This is a genomic window from Bacillus ectoiniformans, assembly GCF_016908875.1.
GTDB lineage: Bacteria > Bacillota > Bacilli > Bacillales > Domibacillaceae > Bacillus_BX > Bacillus_BX ectoiniformans.
Genome location: NZ_JAFBES010000006.1, coordinates 149,702 through 172,676, shown reverse-complemented (window position 1 = coordinate 172,676; position 22,975 = coordinate 149,702). Strand labels below are relative to the sequence as shown.

The window sequence follows — 22,975 nt, the reverse complement described above, 5'->3', positions numbered from 1 at the left end:
AACCGAAAGTATCGACCGATAATGGAGGGGCTTTGTATTTTAATCATCTTTTTGTTTACAAAATCGATTGAAGCTGATACCTTAGTAAAAGTCAAAGTTCTATCATAAAAAAAGGGGTCTTAAGCATGGCGATCGTAACGGATAACGAATCATTTGAATTGGATTGTACAGTGACAGATCAAGAGTATCTGTGGAAGAAGAACTGCATTAAGGCCGAGAATAATTATTTAGTCAGTAAAGGCCTAATCACGAATGTACGCATACCAATCAAACATATTGATACAGTTGTTTATTCTATGAATCCTAAAAAACCTGCTATAGTGCCAGTGTTAAAGATTATTGGCCAAGGCACGGTGCTCGCTGAGATGGATATTCCAGCTATATATATAGAATCTGTTCAAGACTGGCTCTTGCAAGTCATTGAACAAAAGTAATTTAAACCCGCTGATTAGCGGGTTTTCATATATTACTTCTGGAACGATTTTCTACATAATTACAGAGAAATGGGTTAGTAAGAGGTGAAGTTAATTTGAATGCAAAATCTCCATATGTACTGTTAATATTGGCAACAATTATTTGGGGCGGGAATTTTGTTGTTGGACGAGCGGTGGCCTCTGATATTCCTCCAGTCACTTTATCCTTATTAAGGTGGTGCACAGCCTTTGTGTTTTTTTACCCCTTTGTCCGAAAAAGGCTGAAAGCGGATTGGCCGCTAGTAAAAAAACATTGGAAGATTGTATTTGTGATGGCCGCAACGGGTGTTGCAGGCTTTAACACACTTGTATACATTGCCTTGCATTATACGACTTCTATCAATGCGTCGCTTGTCAATTCATCTACCCCAATCATTATTTTTATGCTCTCATTTCTATTTTTAAAAGAAGAGCTTCATCAAAATCAGCTGATCGGCGCGATTATTTCTATTTGTGGAGTATTCTTCATTTTAACGCAAGGATCATGGACGATATTAACTTCACTTGCCTTTAATGCAGGCGATTTAATGGTCGTGGCCGCTGTGGTTTTATGGAGTGTTTATTCAATTCTAGTAAAGAATTATTCTAAGCAGCTGCCAGGCTATAGTGTATTATGGGCAGCCATGCTGATTGGAATTTGCTTTTTGCTTCCTTTGTCTTTAGGGGAATTGTTTGTTTATGGCGAAGACATTCACTGGTCTATTTCATCTATTGGCGCAATCGGCTATGTCGGCATTTTTGCCTCTGTCGTTGCTTTTACTTCTTGGAATAAAGCGGTAGCCGAAATTGGCCCGAATAAGGCAGGAATTTTCCTTAATTTTATTCCTTTGTTTGCTTCTATTTTTGCCATGATTTTTGTCGGAGAGCATTTGGCTTGGTACCAGGCAGCGGGTGGTATATTTGTTGTTTTAGGAGTTTATCTATCGACCAAATCTCCCCAAGCAGCAAGCGCTTCTTTAGAAATTTCTGAAAAATCTTAAAAGAGCATTTCTTTGTCTCCATTCTATGTCTTGTTAGCTGGACTATGGGGGAGACGAGGTAAATGCTCTTTTTTTGTGTGTAATAAGAACGCTTGTTTGTTATAATGGTAAAAGTTGATAAGAAAGGAAGGATGACAATGAAGGGATCGTCCCATTTAACGATCGGAGCAGCTGCAGGGCTTGGGGCTGCTGTTTATTTACATACCGATCCATTTTCAACTGTATCGTTAGTGGGGCTCGGAGCGCTTTCTGGCTTAGCGCCAGACTTAGATGTTAACGGTAAGCTCTCCAATCGAATTACAGTATCTAAAAAGTGGCTGATTACCTTTTTTTCAGCAGCAGGCATTTTATTAAGTATTTACAGCTATTTAGAAAAGAGCGGATTTATGCAGTCTGCTGGAATTGCCATTGGACTTTGTTTACTATTGCTGCCGCGTTTATTTATCAAACAAAGAACGATGCTTTTCTTAACAGGTGTGTTTCTCTTTTATATCGGCTGGCAGACGAATGTGGTATGGGTCATGCTTCTGAGTGTATTTATAGCGGTTTCATCCTTTTTATCACACAGAACGTTAACCCATTCGATCATCGGAGTGGCCTGTTTTGGTTTCATTGGATGGCACTTTGAACAATCCGTTCACTTAGAAGGAAGCTTTATTACGGCGGTTGCTGGATATGCCAGTCACTTAGTTGCCGACATGAAAGTGTGGCCTGTCAATAAAAGAGGGGTTAAATGGTTCTTGCCTTTCTTTCAAAAAGAATTTTAAAATCGCTGTTTCATAAGAACACTTATGAAACAGCTTATTTTTTAAATACAATATGTGCAAAATTCAAGATATAATTTTTTTAATTGCAGTTAAAATAGGGTCAAAAAGAAAGATTAATTAGTAAAAATGAAGGGAATGGAAAACATAACATTAGATTGCGACTGGAAGGATGACTTATATGTGGAAGGATTTTTTATCAAGTATCGGAATTGGCAGTGTGAAAGTAGACACGATTATACCTAAGTCTGAAGTGAAACCGGGAGAATTAATTGAAGGGGAGGTAGTGATCAACGGAGGCCAGGCTGAAGAGCCGATCAGCAAGGTGACACTGCAGCTTTTGCTTCGATATGAAGAAGTGCGGGAAGACAGCGACTTCTCTTATCATGACAAAGAAATTAAAGAGGTTGTACTTGATGTTCATCGAAATATCGAGGTGGACGAAGAAAAGAGACTTCCTTTTCAAATGGAGCTACCGAAAGACCACCCTCTTACAGATGAGGAGAACCAAACGTTTCTGCGGACGATCGTCGATATAAAGCAATCCGTAGACCCTACAGATGAAGATGAAATTGTTGTGAGATAAATAAGGGCAGCTGAATAAGGCTGCTCTATTTGTTTGTCAGCGATCTTTACGAAAAGACAAATTATTTGTTGTTATACGAAAATAATAGTAAATTAATAAGTGGAAAATAGAGGAGGTTTTTTTGATGGCAGCGCATTTACAAGATCAAACGAAATTATCTAACGGAGTTGGCATGCCTTGGCTTGGACTTGGAGTTTGGCAAGCAAAAGATGGAGAAGAGGTCGTCAACTCTGTCAAATGGGCGCTTCAATCAGGCTATCGCAGCATTGACACAGCGGCGGTTTACGACAATGAAGAAGGTGTCGGACAAGGAATAAAAGAATCTGGAGTATCTCGTGAAGAGATCTTTTTAACTTCAAAAGTGTGGAATAGCGATCAAGGATATGAATCGACATTGCAGGCATTTGAAACAAGCCTGAAAAAATTAGATACTGATTACCTGGATTTATATTTAATCCATTGGGCGGTCAAAGATAAATATAAAGAAACGTGGAGAGCGCTAGAAACGCTTTATAAAGAAGGCAAAGTGCGGGCAATTGGCGTATGCAATTTCCAAACTCATCATTTAGATGATCTGATGGCAGACTGTGAAATCAAGCCAATGGTCAACCAAGTGGAATTACATCCGAAATTATCACAAAAAGAGCTGAGAGAGTATTGCAGAGAGAACAATATCCAAATAGAAGCATGGTCTCCGCTTGGCCAAGGGAAGCTGCTGCAGCTGCCTTTATTAAATGAAATGGCTGATAAATATGGCAAAACAGCAGCACAAGTGATCTTACGCTGGGATCTGCAAAATGGAATTGTGACGATACCGAAGTCTGTTCATCAAGACAGAATTGTACAAAATGCAGATGTGTTTGATTTTTCTTTGACTGATGAAGAAATGGCTGCAATTGAAGGATTGAATGAAGACGATCGCATCGGTCCAGATCCTGATCATTTTGATTTCTAAAATAAAGTCTGGCTTGATAGAAAAGAAGGATTGCATTCGTAGATTTCTTTTACTATAATGAGTGAGACACAATATTTAGTGTGTTATGACAATTAAACATCTATATTTAGTAAACCGGTTAAAAGGTGCTATGGAAGCTTAAAAGGGAATTTGGTGAAAATCCAAAACTGTTCCCGCAACTGTAAATGCTGACAACCTGGGCATATCCACTGTCTTAATGACGGGAAGGGTCCAAGGGAGGGTGAAGCATAAGTCAGGAGACCTGCCTTTTTTCATGCGTTTAATCTTCTTCGGGAGTTGGGAAGATAGCGTGAGGGAAACAATTGATTAATAATAACCTTGATTATGCAGAAATATAGATTCTGTAAAGTAGGTTATTTTAAATGATAATTGATCTTCTTCGCCATCTTTCCGCTTTCATACGGATCGATGGCTTTTTTTGTGTTCAAACCGAAATGAATCATGAATGAGCAGATCTAGTAAACTGTTATTTTAAAAAAAGAAAGTAATAAGGGGGATTCAAATTGTTGAACACTATCCATCAACTGGCTGAAACAGCTATTCAGCAATTAAAACGAGAGGATTTAAACATAAGCACACAAATGTGGAAAGAGAAAGTAGAGCGCATTCTAGCCTCAAAACAAGATTGGACCGAAGAAGAGCTCCATCAGCTGTTCCTTCAATCAGCTGTAGAACAAATATCGGCTGAAGAACCGGACTGGACGTATGTAGCCGCTCAATTGTATTTAAATTCTTTATATGACAAGGCTTCAGCTGTAAGAAATCAAGCAAATGGATATGGCCATTTCTTTAACTTGATTCAGCTCTTGACAGAAGCAGGAATCTATAGCAGCAAATTATTGGAATCATACTCACCTGAAGAAATTTCATTGCTTGAATCAGAGATGTGTCCTGAAAGGGATCAGTTGTTTACCTATATCGGAATCATTACGTTAAACGAACGGTATTTAGCTAAAACTTATGAGAAGCAGACAGTTGAATTGCCACAGGAACGCTGGATGATTATTGCGATGACATTAATGATGGACGAGCCGTCTTCTAAACGCATGGAATATGTGAAAGAGGCATATTGGGCATTGTCTAATCTGTATATGACGGTGGCGACTCCGACACTTGCGAATGCAGGAAAATCCTATGGCCAGTTATCCAGCTGCTTCATTGATACAGTAGAAGACAGCTTGCGAGGGATATTTGACGCGAATACAGACGCCGCGAATTTGAGCAAAAATGGCGGGGGAATCGGCATGTATCTTGGGAAAATCCGCAGCCAGGGAAGCAGTATTAAAGGGTTTAAAGGCAAAAGTTCGGGTGTCATTCCGTGGATGAAACAATTGAATAATACAGCTGTTTCTGTCGATCAGCTCGGTCAGCGGCAAGGTGCCATTGCGGTATATCTGGACGTGTGGCATAAAGATATCTTTTCGTTTTTAGAAACAAGACTGAACAATGGGGATGAAAGAAGGCGCACGCATGATTTATTTACAGGCGTATCAGTGCCCGATTTATTCATGGAAGCCGTTGAAGCTAGGGAAGACTGGCATTTGTTTGATCCTCATGAAGTAAGAGAGACAATGGGCTTTTCCTTAGAGGATTTCTTTGATGAAAAAAGGGGAGAAGGGACGTTTAGAGAAAACTATCAAGCCTGCGTCAATCACCCTTCTTTAAGCAGAAGAAGGGTGCCGGCGATCGATATTATGAAAGCCATAATGATCTCACAGCTTGAAACGGGAACCCCTTATATGTTTTACAGAGATACAGTGAATCGGCAAAATCCCAACCATCATAAAGGAATTATTTATGCAAGCAATCTATGTACGGAAATTGCCCAGAATATGAGTGCAACTTCTGTGCAGGAAGAAATTATTAATGACGGACAAATCATCACAACGAAAATTCCTGGTGATTATGTCGTGTGCAACTTGTCATCTATTTCATTGGCTAGAGCGGTAAGTGACGGGGTTTTGGAAAGGCTGATCCCCATTCAAGTCCGGATGCTTGATAATGTCATAGAAAAAAATGACATTCCAGTGAAACAAGCAGAGGTGACAAATAAGAAATACCGCGGGATTGGTTTAGGCACGTTCGGGTGGCAGCACTTGCTGGCGTTAAAGAAAATCGGCTGGGAGACGGAAGAAGCGGTGCAATACTGTGATGAATTATACGAACAAATCGCCTATTTAACGATCCAGTCCAGCATGGAACTTGCGAAAGAAAAAGGTGCCTACCCTGTATTTACAGGCTCAGCATGGGAAACAGGAGAATATTTTAACGAAAGGCAATATGATTCGGATCAATGGCAGCAGCTAAAGGCTGAGGTGAAAAGAAACGGGATGAGAAATGGCTACCTAATGGCAGTTGCGCCAAACTCGTCGACCTCACTGATCGCAGGGTCTACCGCGAGCATTGATCCGATCTTCCGCAAAGAGTACATGGAGGAAAAACGAGATTACAAGATTCCTGTGACAGCTCCGGATTTAAATTCAGCTACTCATTGGTACTATAAGCAGGTATTTTTGATTGACCAGCATTGGAGCATTCAGCAAAACAGCAAGCGTCAGCGCCATATTGATCAGTCGATTTCTTTTAACTTGTATGTGAAAAATGATATAAAAGCCAAGGATTTATTAGCTTTGCATATGGATGCTTGGATCTCAGGGCTTAAAACCACGTATTACGTCAGATCCACTTCAGGATCAGAAATTGATGATTGTGAAAGCTGTCATTCATAAGAAGGAGTGAAAAAGATGGAATTAATGAAAAGAAAGCTAGTGGATATTACAGCACCGAACCGGTCGACGGGAATTGTGAATGGGGAAAGTTCAAACATTTTAAACTGGGATGATGTCAGGTTTAAATGGGCGTATCCCACTTATAAGAGGATGCTCGGAAATTTTTGGACCCCATTTGAAATCAATATGTCAAAGGACCGCCAGCAATTTACGGAATTGAATTCTTTAGAGAAGGAATCCTTTTTAAAGATTATTGGACTGCTGGCGCTTTTAGACAGCATTCAAACGGATTATGCTTCGAGAGCGGCCGACTACTTAACTGACTCTAGCCTGCAGGCGCTGATGATTATTCTTGCTCAGCAGGAGGTGATTCATAATCATTCCTATAGTTATGTGCTGTCTAGTGTCACCGATAAAGCTGTTCAAGATGAGGTGTTCAATTACTGGAGGCATGATCCCATTTTACAGAAGAGAAATGCCTTTGTGACAGAAGGGTATACTTCTTTTGCAAAAGAATCAACTGTTCAAAACTTCCTGCAATCGATCATTTACGACGTGATTTTAGAAGGATTGTTCTTCTATTCGGGCTTTGCTTTCTTCTATCATCTCGCAAGAAACCAAAAGATGGTGGCGACAAGTACGATGATTAATTACATCAATCGAGATGAACAAATTCATGTAGGGATTTTTGAAAAAATATTTAAAGAAGTTTTAGCCGAAAATCCCGAGTATGATACAGAAGAATTAAAGTCGTTTGGGACAGAGGCATTTCGAGAAGCGGCTGAACTTGAAATGGAGTGGGGAGAGTCTATTATTGGGAATAAAATTGAAGGGTTGCATATGAATGAGTTGAGTGACTATATTCGATTTATGGCGAATAAACGCGCGGAGCAGATGGGATTTAAAGCACCATATGAAGGCTTTCGCACAAACCCGATGCGCTGGATTATTGCTTATCAAGAAGTGGACCTTGGCAAGACAGACTTCTTTGAACAAAAGTCTCGGGCGTATACAAAAACGAGCGAAGCCAATGGGTTTGATGATTTGTGAAGCACAAATTGACTCTTTTTAGAAAAAATTGAATAATAAAGTATCCTCTTGACAGGCAGAGTGAACCGTATATGATAAATAGGTATAAACTTAAACGGCAAACTGCCGCTAGTTGCAGCAAGAGGATTGCACTATAGAGGAGTGTGGAAGATGTCGAGTGAGAGAAAATATAAAGAGAAATTAGTAAGCGCAGAAGTTGCGGCTGCCAAAATTGAAGCAGGGGATGATATTATTGTCCCTTTGATTCCAGGAGAACCGCCGGCATTATTGGAAGCGCTTGAAAATAGAAATGACTTGCAGGATAACCGCTTATATCAAATGCTGACAGCAAGGCCGTTTATTAAAAAAGATCCATCTCAGCTTAAAGTGGTTTCCATGTTTTTAGCGAAAGGCGATCGTCAAGCATTTCATGATGGGGAAGTAGATCTGCTTCCGAACCACTTTTCAGACTTGGCTACACTGCTTCCTGAAATAACGAAGCAGCGGGTGATTATGGCTACCGTTTCACCGATGGATGAGAATGGATTCTTCTCTTTAGGAACGAATTGCGATTATACGTCTGGATTGATCAAATCAGCTAAAACCGTACTGCTCGAAGTCAATCAGCATATGCCGAGGACATTCGGAATGAATCAAATTCATATTTCAGAAGTGGATGCGCTAATTGAAAATCACCAGCCCTTACTAGAGGCGCCTACACCGGTTATAACAGAAAAAGATCAAAAAATCGGCCAGTATATCGCGGATCTGATTAAAGACGGAGACAGTCTCCAAATTGGATTCGGCTCCATCCCGAACGCAGTAATGAACTCGTTAGGAAATCACAGAGACTTAAACATTTTTACAGAAATGATTCCGGATAAATTAGTTGATCTTTATAAAAGCGGAGCGGTTTCTAATCTTGGACGCTCAGATTACCCTGGCAAAACGACAGCCACTTTCGCATTCGGCACACAAAGGTTGTATGATTTTCTCCACCAGAATGAAGATGTGTTTATGCTGCCAGTGAGCCAGACGAATGATATATGCCGAATTTCTCAAATTAAGCAAATGGTAACGATTAATGCCACAGTGGAAGTGGATTTCCTCGGTCAGTGCAACTCTGAAAAAGTAGGTCCTCTCTATTGGTCTTCTTCAGGCGGACAAGCGGAATTTGGCATTTCTGCAAGAATGTCAGAAGGAGGACGGGGGATCATCTGTCTTCACTCGACAGCTAAACAAGATCAAATCTCTAAGATTGTTCCGGTTTTAGCGCAAGGTGCGCCGGTCACTACGTCTAAAAATGATGTGGACTATGTGGTCACGGAAAATGGGGTGGCTAAACTTCGCGGAAAAACAATCCGTGAGCGTACAAAAGCTTTAATTGAAATTGCCCATCCAAAGTTTCGTGAAGAACTTGCGCATGAAGCGAAGAAAATAGGCTATATGTAAAGAATGAAAATAATCGGATCGTACTGCAAAACTTCATCTTAACTAACAAACCCAGGAATGTTTCGTAAATTATTTGGAACATTTCTGGGTTTTTATTTAACTTAAGGGAAGTATAAGATGAATCCCGTTGATAGGAAAGGTGCGAGACTCCTGGGGTATTACCGCACGTATCGCAGAAAGCGAAGCATCCTGCTGTGAAAATCAGCTGTAAGTTTTTAAAATGTACAGAGCCGTCAGACTTCATCTATCTATCGCCAAAAAAATCTGAAAATTCCCATGAATCTTGGGCAGAAGTATTGACAGAATATTTCTTCTGTTATATATTATTAACAAGAAACAATAATTGTTATATAACAGGGAGGGAAACAAAATGGGAATGTATCGAGAAGCTTATGAATATTATACGGAAACTTGTGAAAGTCTTGGCATCGAATCAATCAACTTTTATCACTTTATTAATCATTTAACAGAAGAACAGCTAGAAGAATACTATAAAAAAGCCAATTAAATAAAAGGACGTGATCATTACGGATTTACAAGCAGAAGTCAATCAGTAACCCCGCCAAGTCAGCATACAGCAGATGGCGGGGTATTTATATGATTATTCTTCTTCTGGTAAAGCAGCGTACACACTTTTGCAATATTCTTCTACTGCAGTAATTTCATCTTCTTCAAGTTCAAAATCCAACACTTCATCTGTGGCTCGATCGTGTAGAAAATAGTTAATAATTTTCTCTTCTCCATTTTCCACTAAATAGAGCACACGGATATAAAATCCAGATTCCGTATATAACTCGTCCTCTTCATCCACTTCCGCGTAAAGGCGCAGCTCAAAGCGATCCCCAGTCAAAAGCTCAAATGGATCTTCAATTACTTCAATCGTATGGCGGTTAATATTCATTTTTTTTAATCCATCCTTTAAAATAATAGTGTGTTTCAATGCTCTATGCTTTAATGAACGTTCCTATTTTAACATACCCATCTTCAAAGTGATAAGAACTGATTTCAATGTCTGAAAAACGCATGTAGCGATACCAAAAACAAAAAAATGAAACCTTTTACTGATACTTATCGTATATAAACAATAGGCAAATGTCCTGCCTATGAAAAAAATCTATTTTTTTTGGAGGAACGAAATTTAATGGTAAAAAAATTTTTAGCCGCATTTTTAACACTTGCATTGGTGCTTACGCCTGCTGGAGGATTGCTTCTTCAAGATCAGCATGAAACGGCAAGTGCCAAGAAGTATAAGTCAGGAACGAAAAGTTTCAACAGCAACAACTCGTCAACTAATCAAAACAACAACTCACAAATCAATTCCGGTGACAAAAAATCGACTTCGAAAGACACCGTTAAAAATAATTCAGCTGCCAGCAAAAAAGGCGGTCTAATGAAAGGGATTTTATTTGGGGGACTAGCTGGACTGCTCCTAGGCAGTTTATTAGGAAACTTGGGAGCCCTTGGAGCGATTCTTGGTTTTATGATTAATGCTCTGGCCGTTATTGCTCTGATCGTTGTGATTCGAAAGGTGTTTACATTGCTGAAAAAACGCAAAGAAGATGAGGAAGCCAATCCATGGAGAAGCTAACAGCATCTGAACAGGATTTAGTCAATGCCATTTGTCTCTATACAGCTGATCAAAAGAAAATATCACCGGAAGAAGTAGAGGTTGAACTCATATATGATGATGAGGAAAGAGATCCTTTTTCGGCTGAAGTGATGATCCATGGACGAAAGATAGAATATAATACGAGAAATATCATTGAAGCCGTGCGTTTTTGGCTGCAGTCAGAAATGAATCGAGATCCTTATTCCGGAATCGAACTCATTCTTGATGACGAAGAAGGCATCATCGCTTCTATTAATTAATGAGAGCATTCCCTTTAACGAGGGAATGTTTTTATTTATATGAGGTATTTTTATCGCCAAAAGAGTTAAAAATGTGGATAAATAGCTGGTAAATTAAGGTGCGAATAATTTACCTAAAGTGATTTAGTAGCAAAGGAGAAGGAAATGAAAATCTTAAAAATATTCATCTTTTTACTGATCTCTGCTGCTGTCGGAGTCTCTGGCTGGCTGTATTATCCCACATATCAAATTGAGAAAATGAAAAATAAGTCTCTCCCTGTCTCGACCGAGCAGTCATTTTCGTATATTGATTATTTTACTAGCTTAAACAAAAGTCAGCTGAATCATTTGGCGATCGGTGATTCCATTATTTCAGGAATGGGTTCAGAAGATAATGAAAGTTTTGTCTACCAATTCTCAAACGAACTGGAGCGGCAGACAGATAAGCAGGTTTTTGTTTACAACGAAGGAATCCTCGGGGTGACAAGCACTGAATTAAACCGGCTGGTGCAAAGAGGGGAATTCGATACGCAAATTGAACAAGCGGATTTAATTACAATCAATGTCGGGGGAAATGACGTGCTTGAGGCGGTTAAAGACACAGAGCCTAAAGAAGTGATTAATATCTATGAAAACATGCAAACGACATTTGTGGAGAATTTAACAAATACCACATCGAGAATTCGAGAATTGAATCCAAATGCAACCATCGTGTTATTGGAACTATATAATCCATTGAAACAAAAAAATGAGCTATATACACTTGCTAACCAGCTGCTGCCTAAGTGGAATGTGAACATTTATGAAGTCGCTGAAAAACTGGATATGGCCATTGTGGTAGAGACGACCAAAGTGATTAACAGTGAGCATTTGCAGTATCTATCGTCAGATGGCGTACATCCCAACGCGATGGGATATGAAGCTATTTCGAAACAAATTTTAAATCAGCTGAAGAAAAAACCATATGCAAGATCAGCTTAACGCAGGATTAGCTGAACAGCCGGCCATTAATTGACCGGCTGTTTTTTTATATATGAACTGCTAAATAATGAGGATTTAAAGGGTGAGGCACATTTAATCAGTAAAAAATATTATTTTATAAATATTCTAACTTTTTATTTGGTAATATAGAAAGAAAGGGGGAATCGGTTTGCATTGGAAAAAATATTTCTTGCTTTTGCCGCTGGCGTTCTTTGCTATTATTGCTATTATGATCTATGTTCCGCAAGTTCCATTTTTATGGCTGGTGCCCATTGTGATTTTCTGGGTAGGGTACTATGGATGGGTGTTTGCTGATGAGAAGAAGAAAGGAAAGGCTGAAAAAATAGAGAAATAAACCGTTAGGTGAAAGTCGAAGCACTGATTTTTAATAATGAAGAAAACAGAGAATAAAAATAACAAAAAAACAGACTCTGCAATAGAGTCTGTTTTATATATGTCGGTTAATATTATGCTTTTTGAACGTTAGTAGCTTGAAGTCCGCGTTGACCTTGCTCAACTTCGAAAGTTACTTCTTGGCCTTCGTCAAGAGACTTGAAGCCTTCGCTTTGGATAGCTGAGAAATGTACGAATACATCGTCTCCACCTTCGCGCTCGATGAATCCAAAACCTTTTTCTGCATTAAACCATTTTACTTTACCTTGTTCCATTTGTGTTTCCTCCTCGTGTGCTTTGCACACATTGTATTACTATCCTTGCTCAATTCTTGCCGAACAAAAATAATCTTTCTTTAATATATCAGACATGGTGACGGATTGCAAGGAAAGAACAAAATTAATTATTCATCTCAGTTCCATTCAGTAATGACTCGTTGGCATCTACTGTAACTTCAGCGGCCGATTCATTCAGAAAATCACCATCATGTACGAGACGCAGTCCGTGATCCTCCCATATATGTTCCGGCACTTTCTCGATGGCATCATTCCAGCTAAATGTTTCATAAGTGCCTTTTTCATCTGCTAAATACTTTTGAATGGCGTTTCTTAATGCTGATTCATGGTCAGATGCCACTGATACAAAGAAGTTTGTCCAAGAAGTGTCAGCTTCTGAATCTTTTTGAATAAGTACGATTACTTCTCCCATAATAATTCCTCCTCCATTTGCTTCATGTGTATCTTATTACCCTTATTTCAAAGGAAAAGTCCTGTATAGTCACATGAGAAATTTAGCGTTAAACATTGCATTTTCTTGTTTAATTTCCCTGAAAAAAGTGAATTAACGTACTAAGCTAGAAAAGGTGGAGTATTTATCTTCAGTATATTAATTATGCTTCGAAAGTATAAAAACCGCCCCTTTTTTTCAAAATAATGTGGAGGTGAGTCATTTGAATAGTGGATTAATTATTTCATTATCAAGTATCGGAATCGCTCAGGCTTTAAAGATTCCTTTACACTATAGAAATGCAGGAGAATGGAAGCCAGATTTATTGTTGGCAACGGGAGGAATGCCGAGCTCCCACTCGGCAGGGGTATCCTCTTTAGCTACGTATGTAGCTATGAAGAGGGGCGTCTCGACCATTGACTTTGCTCTTTCAGTGGTCTTTGGCTTGATTGTCATGTATGATGCCCAAGGAATTCGCAGGCAAACGGGAGAACTCACATTAAAAGTAAACGATTTAGATGAATTAATTGATAAGATTCATGAAGATGATCCCATTCAATTTGAAGAAAAATCTCCTGATCCTCTCAAAGAAGTTCTCGGCCATAAACCGGCTGAAGTACTCGGAGGCGCTATACTTGGAACATTATTAGGAGCAGCAGGGTATTATTTATCCAAGCGGTAGCCTTTTATTGCAGCTATCTTCATGGTTTATTTTCGTCTCATGCCGGGCATTCTGCGGTGAAAACGCTGGTCATACTTTAGCGTAAACTAAAAACCCAAGGATCACTGCGCGTTTGTGCAATGATCCTTGGGTTTTTATATAAAGTTCTTTTATTTCATCACTCATATCTCTTATTGCTAATCTTCTCTATTAAAGCATGCAGATCATCCGGCTTATGAAATTCCACAGGTGAAGCGCCTTTTTCAAACAGAATAGATTCAGCTTCGACCACCGCTACATATCGTCCATTCACTTTTGCTAAGTGAATGTTTTCCCCGAAATCAGCAAGCAGCCCTTTAATCTGTGTTTCTCCAAGCTTCATTTTAAAATCCGCATCTGGTGTATGCTCCACAATATGAGCAGCGGCTTCCATGACTTGATGAGTTTCAAGCCGTTCCTGAAGTTCTCGTTTATCACTGGCTGCCCACTGTTCAATCTCTGTCTCAAATTCTTCGATCTCTAAACTTTCTGCTTCATACGCCTCGCTGACATGTTCTCTTACCATATCCATGACTTGTGTTTTCACAACTTCCGGCATTGACGGCTCGTACCCGACATACTTTAAGAAATCTTCGAAATAGCGGGCGTGGGAAGCCTGGTGAATTTTTAATTCAGAGTCTTCGACCATTCCTTCTTCAGGCATATGAGGGTATTGAATCGATTTCATGTTTTTCGTTGTAATGGCCATTTCTACATGGCGAATGAGCGAGTTGTCATCTGAAAGAGAAGCAACTTTCGGTTCGAAATCACACTTCAGCAAAAAGACAAATGAATCATCAAAGTATTTTCTTGGCTGAGCTTTCGCCACAATAAACACGCCGCCCCGAACAGCACTCGTTTCGGAATAAAGGGAGGCGAATTGTTCACTTGCCTCCTGAAACTCCAGCACAGTATACGCCTGCCGAGCTTTCGCGAACAAGTTATAGTTTGGGTTAGATGTTAAATCGTGCCCGGGTTCAGCTGTGAAATAGCCGATCTTTGTTGGGACTTGCTCGGCCCGTGGATGGCGGTCTGCTTTCCTTTTCGCGATCTTGGCAAACTCTCCATCCAGGAAATCTTTTAGCGGACTTTCTTCGTATTCTTCCTCTTTCATGGTTTGATAATGTTTGGCGCGCTTATAGGCTTCTTCGCCTTTGCCATCCACATGAATCACAAAAAATGAAAGATAATGTATTTTAAAATCCATTCCATCACCTTCTATATAAGAGCAGCTTTAAAGACTGTCTAAAATAATCTGTTTTAATTTCTTGATGCCTGTTTCAAAGTCCTCCATCGAAGCATAGCCGTATGATAATCGAATCGCTTGCACCGCTTCATTCGTATAGATGCTTCCGGGATTAAGGAGAATTCCTGCATGATAAGCTTTGGCGTGAATATCTTTTACTCTTCGATTCGCTTTTAATCTGAGCCATATTAAAAAACCTCCTGAAGGAATATCCCATTCTGCGAGATCCCCTAAATGAGTTTGAAGCATGCTAATTGCCGCCGTTCGTCTCTTTTTAAGCTGCTGCCTAACAAAAGATAAATGTTCCTCGTAAAGTCCGCTTGCCATCCATTCTGCAGCCACCCGCTGCGATAACGAGCTTGATCCGTAATCTGTTTGCCTCTTTATTTCTGCTAGCCGCTCGATGACTGGTTCTGCTCCTGCAATCCATCCAATTCTAAGTCCGGGACTCAATGTTTTAGATAAGCTTCCAACATATAAGACATCTCCATTTTCGTCTAAAGAGGCAAGAGGCGGAGGAGGGGGAGCATCTATCCACAATTCCCTGTAAATATCGTCTTCAATGATAGGGAGTCTCATACTCGCACACAAATCAAGCAATTCTTTTCGCCGTTTTTCAGTCATCAGCACGCCAGTTGGGTTATGAAAACTAGGGATTGTATAAACAATAGCAGGAACAGAAGGATCAATATGTTTAGGGATGCTTGACGGGATCAGCCCATCTTCATCCATCGGCAAGCCTTTGAGCGTCATCCCAGCAGATTGAAATACGTGCATGGAAAATAGGTAAGAGGGCTTTTCCAAGAGAAGAGAAGAGCCTCTGGTCAATAAGCCTGCCGAAATAAGCTGGATGCCTTGCAAAGCGCCAGAAACAATCAGAATTGATTCAGCGGACACTTCTTTTCCTTGCCGTTTCATATACGCGCTAATCGCTTCTCTTAGAGGCAAGTACCCTTTAGGTTCTTCATAGCCGAAGGCGCCTAAGCTGCCAGCGAGCCTCATCATAACTTGCTGCATATTATCAACAGGAAAGATATCTTCAGCGAGTTCGCCCTTGCTTAATTGAATGAAGTCTTCCGCTGTGTCCGGTTCGAATGCTTCTGCTTCGTCTGATTGGTTCAGTTTAAGCAAGGAAGGTTTGGGCTTTTCGTTTGTTTCCGGCTGCGGCATGGCAGCAAGCAACGTCCATGTATTATTAATAACAATCGTTCCTTTACCCATGACTCCTTTTAAAAGCCCATCCTCCTTCAGCTGCTCAAGGGCTGCGACGACTGTGCTCCGATTCACGCCTAATTCTTCGGCAAGCTTCCTTTGGCTCGCAATCTTATGTCCAATCGGCCATTCTCCCTCTGAAATTTTATTTTTTATGTAATGGATCACTTTTTCGCTTTTCGATTGATGATGTTCTTTTGGCATTTAATAATCACCCTGCACTTCATGCTTAGTAGTAATTTCTATTCCGGTCGGCGTTTGCCTAAATGGTCTTTCTATTATAAACGATAACGAAGATGAGATCATTTAAAATACGAAATCTTTCATTTAAAGAAGGCAGCGGATGATAGTTGCTAAATAAAGGAAGGTTTTTAACGTTGAAGGAGAGGATGCGGAAGCAGTAAAAATAATATCAAGTAATCTGCATAAATAAAAGGAAATAAATAGTATCTATTGTTATTTTTATAGTAAAATAGAATGAACTGAAAAAGATTATAAGGAGAGAGGAGACCATGATAGAAAAAAACTCCATACGTTCAGGCAATATATTTATGGTAAAGATCTTATGGGTGCTATTATTTACGGTCTCTATCATCAATGGGTATATATGGGGAGGACCTGACACCCTATTCATATTTTTTCTTTCCTTTCCGCTCATTTTGATTATTACCATGCTGATCATTTTGAAGAAGTCAGAATCGTTTACCATGTATGCGATTACGCTTTTCTCCTTGATGGCTATTTCCTTGATTAATTTCTTTTCGCCTGAATTTGTGAATTTATTCGCTCTTCCAATGCCGGTCGTTTTTAGTTTAGTCTATCGCGAGTGGAAAAATACATTATTGGCGCTGTCAGGCAGTGCGATGATCTTTTCGTTCTTCTTTATCAAACAGGGAGAGCTTTATTTTACTGCCTATGAATCAGCTGATCTGCTATTTTTCATGATTTACAGCTTAATCTTTGCAGTGATCGTGCTAACTGAAATGAAGACTAATAATAGAATAAGCCGCAGCTTAAGGCGAGAATTAAAAAAGAGCCAGCAATTGCAAAAGGATTTAAAAAACAGCGAATTAAAATACCGTTCCATGGTCAAGCAGTCTACGGAAGGGATCTGTGCCTTTCATCCCGAAACAAAACAATTCCTTGAAGCGAGCGAAAGGTTCTGCCAGATCTTCGGATACAGTGAAGAAGAAATGAGAAGGATTTCTTTGTATGATTTAGCCACAGATGCTGATTCAATTATTGATCAAAAAGTCTTAGAAATCATGGACAGCTCTGAATACTACATTAGAAACAGCCAGTATATTCACAAAAGCGGAGCTGTCATTGATGTCAAAGTCAGAGCGACTAAGATTATATTGAATAAGGAAACAGCGATCCTTGCTGCGTTTACCGATGTCACTGATTCAAATAGGAGAAAAAGAGAATTAAGGCGTGCAAAAAGTGTCGTGGATCATATGCGCGATGGTGTGCTTGTCACGGATCTTAATGGAAATATTGAATATGTTAACCCGATGTTTGAACAGATTACAGGATACCGCGAGCAAGAGGTGTTGGGACGCTCAGTTGAATTGTTAAGGTCGGATCAGCATGAACCTGAGTTTCATAAAAGGTTATGGGATCATATCCAAAGCAATCAGGTATGGGAAGGCGAAATATGCAACCGTCGCAAAGACGGAAGGCTGTTTATTCAAAAAACACAAATCTGCACCGTTTATAATGAAGAAAATCAGCCAGTGCAATATACCTCTGTATTTCGAGATATCACAGAACAAAAACAGCTCGAAGAAAAACTTGAAGAGAATGAAATGAAATACAGAACTCTTTTTAACCATAATCAAGGGATCAGTTTTTCATTTGATAAACAAGGTTTAATTACGGATGTCAATGAACGAACAGGAATAATAGTGGGGTATAGACCAGATCAGCTCATTGGTTTACAGTATACTACGTTTATTCAAAAAAGTGATTTAGTGAAAATGAAAGAGCTATCTAGCGAATTGAAAAAAGGAGAGGCGGTTTCATTTGAAGTTGGCTTTATCCATCAGTCGGGAGCCATCGTTGAATTAAGCGTGATGACTGCTCCTATTATGGCTAATGGAAGTTTCGCAGGAGCGGTTGGAGTGGCTCAAGATATTACTGAACAAAAACAGGCTGAAAAAGAATTGATGGCGAGCGAAGAGAGATATCGTAAATTAATTGAGCTTTATCCAGAAGTCGTTTTCGTGCATAACCGGAAGCATATTGTTTTTGTTAATGAACGTGCAGCAGAATTTATTGGAGTGATGAATACAGAAGAAATTCTCGGGAAATCTGCTTTTGATTATATTCATGAAAAAGATAAAATCAAAGCGGCTCATCAGCTTTTAAGAAATTTCGAAGGATCTCAAGGAACCATTAGCACGAACCAATACCGATTTATAAAGAATGATGGCAGCGTCATTTTAACAGAAGTGAACACGTCGATTATTGACTATAACGGGGAGGTAGCTGTCCTTGGTGTAATCAGGGATATCACCCTGCAAAAAAAGGCGGAGGAACAGCTGAAACAAGCGAATAAAATGCTGCACAACATATCCATGTCTGATGGTTTAACGGGTATTAATAACCGGCGCTCATATGATCTTAAGCTCGCAGAATCATGGAATCAAGCACTAGTTAATCAGACACCAATCAGTTTAATCTTATTTGATATTGATCACTTTAAACAGTTCAATGACAGTTACGGGCATCATCAGGGAGATCAATGCTTAAAAAAGATTGCGCAAGTCTTATCCGCATTAGTCAAGTCACCGGCACACACAGCCGCTAGGTATGGAGGAGAAGAATTCGCCTGGATCCTGCCTGGGGCAACTGAGGCAGAGGCCTATCAGGCTGCGGAAGAATTAAGAATGAACATTCAGCATTTAAACATTCCGCATAAAGGTTCTTCAGTTAATCAGTTCGTGACGGTAAGTATCGGGGTGGCTACATGCGTTCCTGACTCAAATGATACAGGCGAAGATCTATTTGAACGGGCAGACAGAGCGCTGTATGCATCGAAAACGTCGGGTAAAAACCAAGTGAATTGCTGTTCGAAAATCCGTTCATAAGAAAAAATACCCTGGAGCTTGGATCGTCCGGGGTATTTTTTCTTATGACTGCCAGTGTTTGGCAATAAACTGGTCACGGCCTGATTGATTGCGGTCTGCCATATAGGCATCAGGATTCTTTTTGTAGAAATCTTGATGTTTTTCTTCTGCTGGGTAAAAGGCTGAAGCTGGCAATATTTTCGTCACAATCGGCTTGTTGAATTTCCCGCTCTCTGCCAGCCGCTGTTTAGATTCTTCTGCGAGCTTTTTTTGTTCTGGGCTGTGATAGAAGATGGCTGTTTTATAAGAACTGCCACGATCCTGAAACTGGCCTTCATCATCAGTAGGATCAATTTGCTGCCAATATATTTCTAATAATTCTTTATAGGAAAAAAGCTCGGGCACATAAGTTATTTCAACAGCTTCTAAATGGCCGGAATGACCTGATTTAACCATTTCATAGGTGGGATTTTCCACATGGCCGCCCGTATATCCTGACATTACTTTTTCAATGCCTTCCCATTGATCGAAGGGTTTGACCATACACCAGAAACATCCGCCAGCAAATGTTGCTTTTTCTGTATTTTGTTTCATTATATACACACCTCTTTCGTTTGATATTTACCAAGTATGTACAGCAATTGCTTTTCTTCAAAAAGTTTTTATCTAATCTTACCATCCTTTTGGATAATTAGAAAAGGAATATTATTTTCTGAAAAAAACTTTCTTATATGATCATAAAAATTTGTCTATTATGAAAAATTTAGTTTATTATTATAAATAAGAACAGATAGTAATTTACGAGGAGCATGGGAAAATAATGATTAAGAAATGGATTCTTGTGGCCGCGGTTTTAATCGCAGCTATCTATACGATCCCATATACCTTGCCAATTGTTTTTGCCTTGCTCACAGCTATTATGCTAGAAAATGCTGTGAAATGGTTTATGGTAAGGTTTAAATGGGTTCGGTTTAGAGCAGTATTAGTTACATTTTTGCTCTATTTATTATTTATTGCCTTATTGATCTGGTTTTTTGTCAATTTAGTCATCAATCAGATTGTCACATTAGCTGAGAAAGGACCTTCATTTGCCAACGACTTTTATGAATCTTTTCTGAAGCATTTCGTGAAAACATTCGAACAGTATTTTAAAACTTTGCCGCCAGATGTTGTCAAATCTTTTGAGCAAACCTTAGAAAACACATTGCAATCTGTAACGAATATGTTTCAGTCCCTTTTAGAAGGACTGTTCGGCTTAGCAACATCTATTCCTGTGTTCCTGATTGAGTTTCTCGTATACTCTATTGCTGTATTTTTATTCAGTCTCGAACTTTCAAGGCTGAAATATAAGGCGGAACGGCACTTAAAAGAGTCAACGAAAGAAAAGCTGTATTTAATAACCGGTCAATTAAACAAAGCTGGAGTTGGATTTATCAAGGCGCAAATTTTCTTAAGCATCGTCACTTTCTTAATGGCTTTTGTCGGGTTATTAATTCTTAATGTGCCTTATGCCGTCCTATTATCTATTGTTATCGTATTTGTTGATATTCTGCCGATCTTAGGAACAGGCTCCATTTTAGTTCCTTGGGCGGTTGTGAGTTTCTTTCAAGGGAATCAATTTCTCGGATTTGGACTGATCGTCTTATTCATTATTATTACCGTCGTGCGCCGAATCTTGGAGCCTAAAGTATTCTCAACGAATATGGGAATCTCGCCGCTTGCGGCATTGGTCAGCTTATTTATAGGGTTTAAGCTATTAGGCTTTATCGGTTTTTTCCTAGGACCAGCAGTGGTTATTGTGTACGATACGTTAAGAGAAGCCGGTATTATAAAAAGCAAATGGAAGATCTAATCTTTCAATTAAAGAAAACAACGCCTCTAAAATTTAGACACAGTTTAAATTTTAGAGGCGTTTTTCTTATTTCTTTTTAAATACTTGACACAAGTGGCGGTCTGCTTTATTTTTTGTGTAAGGGAAACTTTTATAGCAAGCAGAAAGTTTTCAACTATTCTAACTCATTGCATATATTAACATTACAATCAGTCTTAAAAATTTTTAGACTAAAAGTTGGTCTTAGGAAACTTATTGGCTGCAGGTTAAAAAGGAGGATGTTTCGATGAAAAGAATGATTACAATTTTTTTAGCAGTTATTTTAGCAACTGGATTGGCAGGATGTACATCATCAGAAGATAACAAGAAAAAGGAGGAACAGCTTGTTGTTGCCACGACGATCGCTCAAATCGCCGATATTGTGAAAAATGTGGGGGGAGAGCATGTAAAGGTGGAAGCCTTAATGGGGCCGGGCACCGATCCGCATCTTTACCAGGCAGCTCAAGGAGATATTAAAAAATTAACGGAAGCAGATGTGATTTTTTATAACGGGCTGCACCTTGAAGGTAAAATGAATGAAATTTTTAAAAAGGTCAATGAACAAAAACCAACGTATGCAGTCGCTGAAAGTATTCCAAAAGAGAAATTGAAGAAAAGCGGTGACAAGCTTCATGACCCACACGTCTGGTTTGATATTAGTTTATGGATTTATGCGGTTGAAAAGGTCGAAGAGGGCTTGGCAACAGCTGACCCTGCTCATAAAGAAGAATTTAAAGCAAACAGCCAGCAATATATTGAAAGACTCAAGAAGCTAGATGAATACGGTAAAAAGCAAATGGCTCAGATTCCAAAAGAGAGTCGGGTACTTGTGACGGCACATGATGCGTTTGGCTATTTCGGAGACGCTTATGGATTAGAAGTAATGGGTCTGCAAGGGTTAAGCACCGATTCAGAATATGGAGTGAAAGATGTTCAGTCATTAGTGAAAACTCTCGCCGATCGTAATATTAAAGCGATCTTTATTGAAAGCAGCATTTCTGACCGTTCCATCAACGCTGTCGTTCAGGGGTCAGAGAATCGAGGACATGAAGTGAAAGTGGGCGGAGAACTGTATTCAGATGCAATGGGTGAAGAAGGCACAGAGACTGGCACATATGAAGGAATGTTTAAACACAATATTGATACCATCGTGAACGCTTTAAAATAAACAATGGGAGGGCGCTTTATGAAACCGTTAGAAGTAAATAATTTAACTGTTGCCTATCAGAAGAAGCCTGTTTTGCAAGATATAAGCTTTACTGTTCCAGAAGGAAAGCTAATGGGAATTATCGGACCGAATGGAGCAGGCAAGTCAACGCTGATTAAAGCCATTCTAGGCTTGATTCCAACTGCTTCTGGTGACGTGAGTATTTATGGAAAGTCCTATAAAGCACAAAGGAAGCTCATCGGTTATGTTCCGCAGCGAGGTTCGGTTGACTGGGATTTCCCTACGAATGCGCTTGATGTTGTGTTAATGGGAAGGTATGGACATATCGGGTGGTTAAAGCGTCCGAAAAAAGAAGATATTCAGTACGCGATGGATTGTTTGGAGAAGGTCGGCATGAAAGATTATGCCGACCGGCAAATCAGCCAGCTTTCAGGCGGTCAGCAGCAGCGGGTATTCTTAGCGCGGGCACTTGCTCAGGATGCCACAGTGTACTTTATGGATGAACCATTCGTTGGAGTGGATGCGGCAACAGAAAAAGCGATTATTTCTTTGCTGAATGAATTGAAAAGGCAGGGGAAGACGGTGCTAGTCGTCCATCATGACCTTCAGACTGTAAAAGAATATTTCGACTGGGTGCTGCTGCTAAACTTAAGAATTGTAGCTTCGGGCCCGGCGGAAGACGTGTTCAACATAGAAAATCTGCAAAAAACCTACGGCGGCCGTCTTGCCTTTCTAGAGAATAAAGCGACAGCTGCCGACATCGGGAGGTGA

General features: G+C 39.7%; 24 protein-coding genes and 1 riboswitch. Of the genes, 18 read left to right on the top strand and 6 right to left on the bottom strand.

The window, feature by feature from the left end:
• Positions 1-125 precede the first annotated feature (125 nt).
• From JOC78_RS10515 to JOC78_RS10475, 9 genes are all read left to right on the top strand, one after another.
• Complete coding sequence (locus JOC78_RS10515) at positions 126-434, top strand: hypothetical protein (RefSeq protein ID WP_204555302.1); 309 nt, start codon at positions 126-128, stop codon at positions 432-434.
• Positions 435-529: 95 nt separating this feature from the next.
• Complete coding sequence (locus tag JOC78_RS10510; protein WP_204555297.1) at positions 530-1,453, top strand: DMT family transporter; 924 nt, start codon at positions 530-532, stop codon at positions 1,451-1,453.
• A 137-nt stretch (positions 1,454-1,590) separates the two neighbouring features.
• Complete coding sequence (locus JOC78_RS10505; protein WP_204555294.1) at positions 1,591-2,220, top strand: metal-dependent hydrolase; 630 nt, start codon at positions 1,591-1,593, stop codon at positions 2,218-2,220.
• Positions 2,221-2,398: 178 nt separating this feature from the next.
• Entirely contained in the window at positions 2,399-2,803 is a 405-nt protein-coding gene (locus tag JOC78_RS10500; protein WP_204555292.1) for a sporulation protein, read from the top strand.
• A 124-nt stretch (positions 2,804-2,927) separates the two neighbouring features.
• The gene (locus JOC78_RS10495; protein ID WP_204555289.1) at positions 2,928-3,758 is read left to right on the top strand and encodes an aldo/keto reductase; all 831 of its coding nucleotides are present in this window, start codon (positions 2,928-2,930) and stop codon (positions 3,756-3,758) included.
• A 106-nt stretch (positions 3,759-3,864) separates the two neighbouring features.
• A riboswitch (cobalamin riboswitch) is annotated at positions 3,865-4,042 on the top strand.
• Positions 4,043-4,282: 240 nt separating this feature from the next.
• Entirely contained in the window at positions 4,283-6,508 is a 2,226-nt protein-coding gene (locus JOC78_RS10490; RefSeq protein ID WP_204555275.1) for a ribonucleoside-diphosphate reductase subunit alpha, read from the top strand.
• 15 nt (positions 6,509-6,523) lie between these two features.
• Positions 6,524-7,558, top strand: a complete 1,035-nt coding sequence (locus tag JOC78_RS10485) for a ribonucleotide-diphosphate reductase subunit beta (protein WP_204555272.1) — start codon at positions 6,524-6,526, stop codon at positions 7,556-7,558.
• A gap of 150 nt (positions 7,559-7,708) precedes the next feature.
• Positions 7,709-8,989: an acetyl-CoA hydrolase/transferase family protein gene (locus JOC78_RS10480; protein ID WP_204555269.1), complete on the top strand. Its 1,281-nt coding sequence runs from the start codon at positions 7,709-7,711 to the stop codon at positions 8,987-8,989.
• Positions 8,990-9,359: 370 nt separating this feature from the next.
• Positions 9,360-9,497, top strand: a complete 138-nt coding sequence (locus JOC78_RS10475) for a hypothetical protein (protein WP_204555266.1) — start codon at positions 9,360-9,362, stop codon at positions 9,495-9,497.
• Between the two features lie 93 nt (positions 9,498-9,590).
• Here the strand turns inward: JOC78_RS10475 and JOC78_RS10470 are convergent, their stop codons facing one another.
• A complete protein-coding gene (locus tag JOC78_RS10470) occupies positions 9,591-9,890 on the bottom strand; it encodes a DUF6509 family protein (RefSeq protein WP_204555263.1) in 300 nt (99 codons plus the stop codon).
• A gap of 240 nt (positions 9,891-10,130) precedes the next feature.
• Between JOC78_RS10470 and JOC78_RS10465 the strand changes: the two genes are divergently transcribed.
• The 4 genes from JOC78_RS10465 to JOC78_RS10450 all read left to right on the top strand — a co-directional run bounded on the left by JOC78_RS10465 (position 10,131) and on the right by JOC78_RS10450 (position 12,173).
• The gene (locus JOC78_RS10465; RefSeq protein ID WP_204555259.1) at positions 10,131-10,577 is read left to right on the top strand and encodes a hypothetical protein; all 447 of its coding nucleotides are present in this window, start codon (positions 10,131-10,133) and stop codon (positions 10,575-10,577) included.
• Positions 10,565-10,858 (top strand): DUF2653 family protein, encoded by a 294-nt coding sequence (locus tag JOC78_RS10460; RefSeq protein ID WP_204555254.1) that lies wholly within the window; start codon positions 10,565-10,567, stop codon positions 10,856-10,858. The genes JOC78_RS10465 and JOC78_RS10460 overlap by 13 nt, the downstream gene beginning before the upstream one ends.
• Positions 10,859-11,002: 144 nt before the next feature.
• Complete coding sequence (locus JOC78_RS10455; RefSeq protein ID WP_204555252.1) at positions 11,003-11,818, top strand: GDSL-type esterase/lipase family protein; 816 nt, start codon at positions 11,003-11,005, stop codon at positions 11,816-11,818.
• Positions 11,819-11,987: 169 nt separating this feature from the next.
• Positions 11,988-12,173, top strand: a complete 186-nt coding sequence (locus JOC78_RS10450; protein WP_204555250.1) for a hypothetical protein — start codon at positions 11,988-11,990, stop codon at positions 12,171-12,173.
• Between the two features lie 112 nt (positions 12,174-12,285).
• Here the strand turns inward: JOC78_RS10450 and JOC78_RS10445 are convergent, their stop codons facing one another.
• Both JOC78_RS10445 and JOC78_RS10440 read right to left on the bottom strand, forming a co-directional pair.
• A complete protein-coding gene (locus JOC78_RS10445) occupies positions 12,286-12,486 on the bottom strand; it encodes a cold-shock protein (protein WP_204555248.1) in 201 nt (66 codons plus the stop codon).
• 124 nt (positions 12,487-12,610) lie between these two features.
• Positions 12,611-12,919: a hypothetical protein gene (locus tag JOC78_RS10440; protein WP_204555246.1), complete on the bottom strand. Its 309-nt coding sequence runs from the start codon at positions 12,917-12,919 to the stop codon at positions 12,611-12,613.
• A 241-nt stretch (positions 12,920-13,160) separates the two neighbouring features.
• On the opposite strand from JOC78_RS10440, the gene JOC78_RS10435 reads away from it, so the two are divergent.
• Complete coding sequence (locus tag JOC78_RS10435; protein ID WP_204555244.1) at positions 13,161-13,619, top strand: divergent PAP2 family protein; 459 nt, start codon at positions 13,161-13,163, stop codon at positions 13,617-13,619.
• 157 nt (positions 13,620-13,776) lie between these two features.
• Here the strand turns inward: JOC78_RS10435 and JOC78_RS10430 are convergent, their stop codons facing one another.
• Together JOC78_RS10430 and JOC78_RS10425 are read right to left on the bottom strand one after the other, a co-directional pair.
• The gene (locus tag JOC78_RS10430) at positions 13,777-14,844 is read right to left on the bottom strand and encodes a DUF3900 domain-containing protein (protein ID WP_204555242.1); all 1,068 of its coding nucleotides are present in this window, start codon (positions 14,842-14,844) and stop codon (positions 13,777-13,779) included.
• A gap of 27 nt (positions 14,845-14,871) precedes the next feature.
• Entirely contained in the window at positions 14,872-16,299 is a 1,428-nt protein-coding gene (locus JOC78_RS10425; RefSeq protein WP_204555239.1) for an aminotransferase-like domain-containing protein, read from the bottom strand.
• Positions 16,300-16,607: 308 nt separating this feature from the next.
• Here JOC78_RS10425 and JOC78_RS10420 point away from each other — a divergent pair, with 308 nt between their 5' ends.
• On the top strand, positions 16,608-19,187 hold the full coding sequence (locus JOC78_RS10420; RefSeq protein ID WP_204555237.1) for a PAS domain S-box protein: 2,580 nt from the start codon (positions 16,608-16,610) through the stop codon (positions 19,185-19,187).
• Between the two features lie 42 nt (positions 19,188-19,229).
• Here the strand turns inward: JOC78_RS10420 and msrA are convergent, their stop codons facing one another.
• Positions 19,230-19,760 carry a peptide-methionine (S)-S-oxide reductase MsrA gene (msrA, locus tag JOC78_RS10415; RefSeq protein ID WP_204555234.1) on the bottom strand — a complete coding sequence of 177 codons (531 nt, stop codon included), beginning with the start codon at positions 19,758-19,760 and terminating at the stop codon, positions 19,230-19,232.
• 226 nt (positions 19,761-19,986) lie between these two features.
• On the opposite strand from msrA, the gene ytvI reads away from it, so the two are divergent.
• The 3 genes from ytvI (at position 19,987) to JOC78_RS10400 (ending at position 22,975) form a co-directional block, all read left to right on the top strand.
• The gene (ytvI, locus tag JOC78_RS10410; protein WP_204555230.1) at positions 19,987-21,018 is read left to right on the top strand and encodes a sporulation integral membrane protein YtvI; all 1,032 of its coding nucleotides are present in this window, start codon (positions 19,987-19,989) and stop codon (positions 21,016-21,018) included.
• A 265-nt stretch (positions 21,019-21,283) separates the two neighbouring features.
• Complete coding sequence (locus tag JOC78_RS10405; protein WP_204555227.1) at positions 21,284-22,204, top strand: metal ABC transporter solute-binding protein, Zn/Mn family; 921 nt, start codon at positions 21,284-21,286, stop codon at positions 22,202-22,204.
• An 18-nt stretch (positions 22,205-22,222) separates the two neighbouring features.
• Positions 22,223-22,975, top strand: coding sequence for a metal ABC transporter ATP-binding protein (locus JOC78_RS10400; protein WP_204555203.1), 753 nt, complete (start codon positions 22,223-22,225; stop codon positions 22,973-22,975).

Excerpts from the sequence above, each read along its gene's own strand:
- JOC78_RS10515 (WP_204555302.1), top strand. The coding sequence starts at position 126 with ATGGCGATCGTAACGGATAACGAATCATTTGAATTGGATTGTACAGTG.
- JOC78_RS10505 (WP_204555294.1), top strand. The coding sequence starts at position 1,591 with ATGAAGGGATCGTCCCATTTAACGATCGGAGCAGCTGCAGGGCTTGGG.
- JOC78_RS10500 (WP_204555292.1), top strand. The coding sequence starts at position 2,399 with ATGTGGAAGGATTTTTTATCAAGTATCGGAATTGGCAGTGTGAAAGTA.
- JOC78_RS10495 (WP_204555289.1), top strand. The coding sequence starts at position 2,928 with ATGGCAGCGCATTTACAAGATCAAACGAAATTATCTAACGGAGTTGGC.
- JOC78_RS10485 (WP_204555272.1), top strand. The coding sequence starts at position 6,524 with ATGGAATTAATGAAAAGAAAGCTAGTGGATATTACAGCACCGAACCGG.
- JOC78_RS10480 (WP_204555269.1), top strand. The coding sequence starts at position 7,709 with ATGTCGAGTGAGAGAAAATATAAAGAGAAATTAGTAAGCGCAGAAGTT.
- JOC78_RS10475 (WP_204555266.1), top strand. The coding sequence starts at position 9,360 with ATGGGAATGTATCGAGAAGCTTATGAATATTATACGGAAACTTGTGAA.
- JOC78_RS10470 (WP_204555263.1), bottom strand. The coding sequence starts at position 9,890 with ATGAATATTAACCGCCATACGATTGAAGTAATTGAAGATCCATTTGAG.
- JOC78_RS10465 (WP_204555259.1), top strand. The coding sequence starts at position 10,131 with ATGGTAAAAAAATTTTTAGCCGCATTTTTAACACTTGCATTGGTGCTT.
- JOC78_RS10460 (WP_204555254.1), top strand. The coding sequence starts at position 10,565 with ATGGAGAAGCTAACAGCATCTGAACAGGATTTAGTCAATGCCATTTGT.
- JOC78_RS10455 (WP_204555252.1), top strand. The coding sequence starts at position 11,003 with ATGAAAATCTTAAAAATATTCATCTTTTTACTGATCTCTGCTGCTGTC.
- JOC78_RS10445 (WP_204555248.1), bottom strand. The coding sequence starts at position 12,486 with ATGGAACAAGGTAAAGTAAAATGGTTTAATGCAGAAAAAGGTTTTGGA.
- JOC78_RS10440 (WP_204555246.1), bottom strand. The coding sequence starts at position 12,919 with ATGGGAGAAGTAATCGTACTTATTCAAAAAGATTCAGAAGCTGACACT.
- JOC78_RS10430 (WP_204555242.1), bottom strand. The coding sequence starts at position 14,844 with ATGGATTTTAAAATACATTATCTTTCATTTTTTGTGATTCATGTGGAT.
- JOC78_RS10425 (WP_204555239.1), bottom strand. The coding sequence starts at position 16,299 with ATGCCAAAAGAACATCATCAATCGAAAAGCGAAAAAGTGATCCATTAC.
- JOC78_RS10420 (WP_204555237.1), top strand. The coding sequence starts at position 16,608 with ATGATAGAAAAAAACTCCATACGTTCAGGCAATATATTTATGGTAAAG.
- msrA (WP_204555234.1), bottom strand. The coding sequence starts at position 19,760 with ATGAAACAAAATACAGAAAAAGCAACATTTGCTGGCGGATGTTTCTGG.
- ytvI (WP_204555230.1), top strand. The coding sequence starts at position 19,987 with ATGATTAAGAAATGGATTCTTGTGGCCGCGGTTTTAATCGCAGCTATC.
- JOC78_RS10405 (WP_204555227.1), top strand. The coding sequence starts at position 21,284 with ATGAAAAGAATGATTACAATTTTTTTAGCAGTTATTTTAGCAACTGGA.
- JOC78_RS10400 (WP_204555203.1), top strand. The coding sequence starts at position 22,223 with ATGAAACCGTTAGAAGTAAATAATTTAACTGTTGCCTATCAGAAGAAG.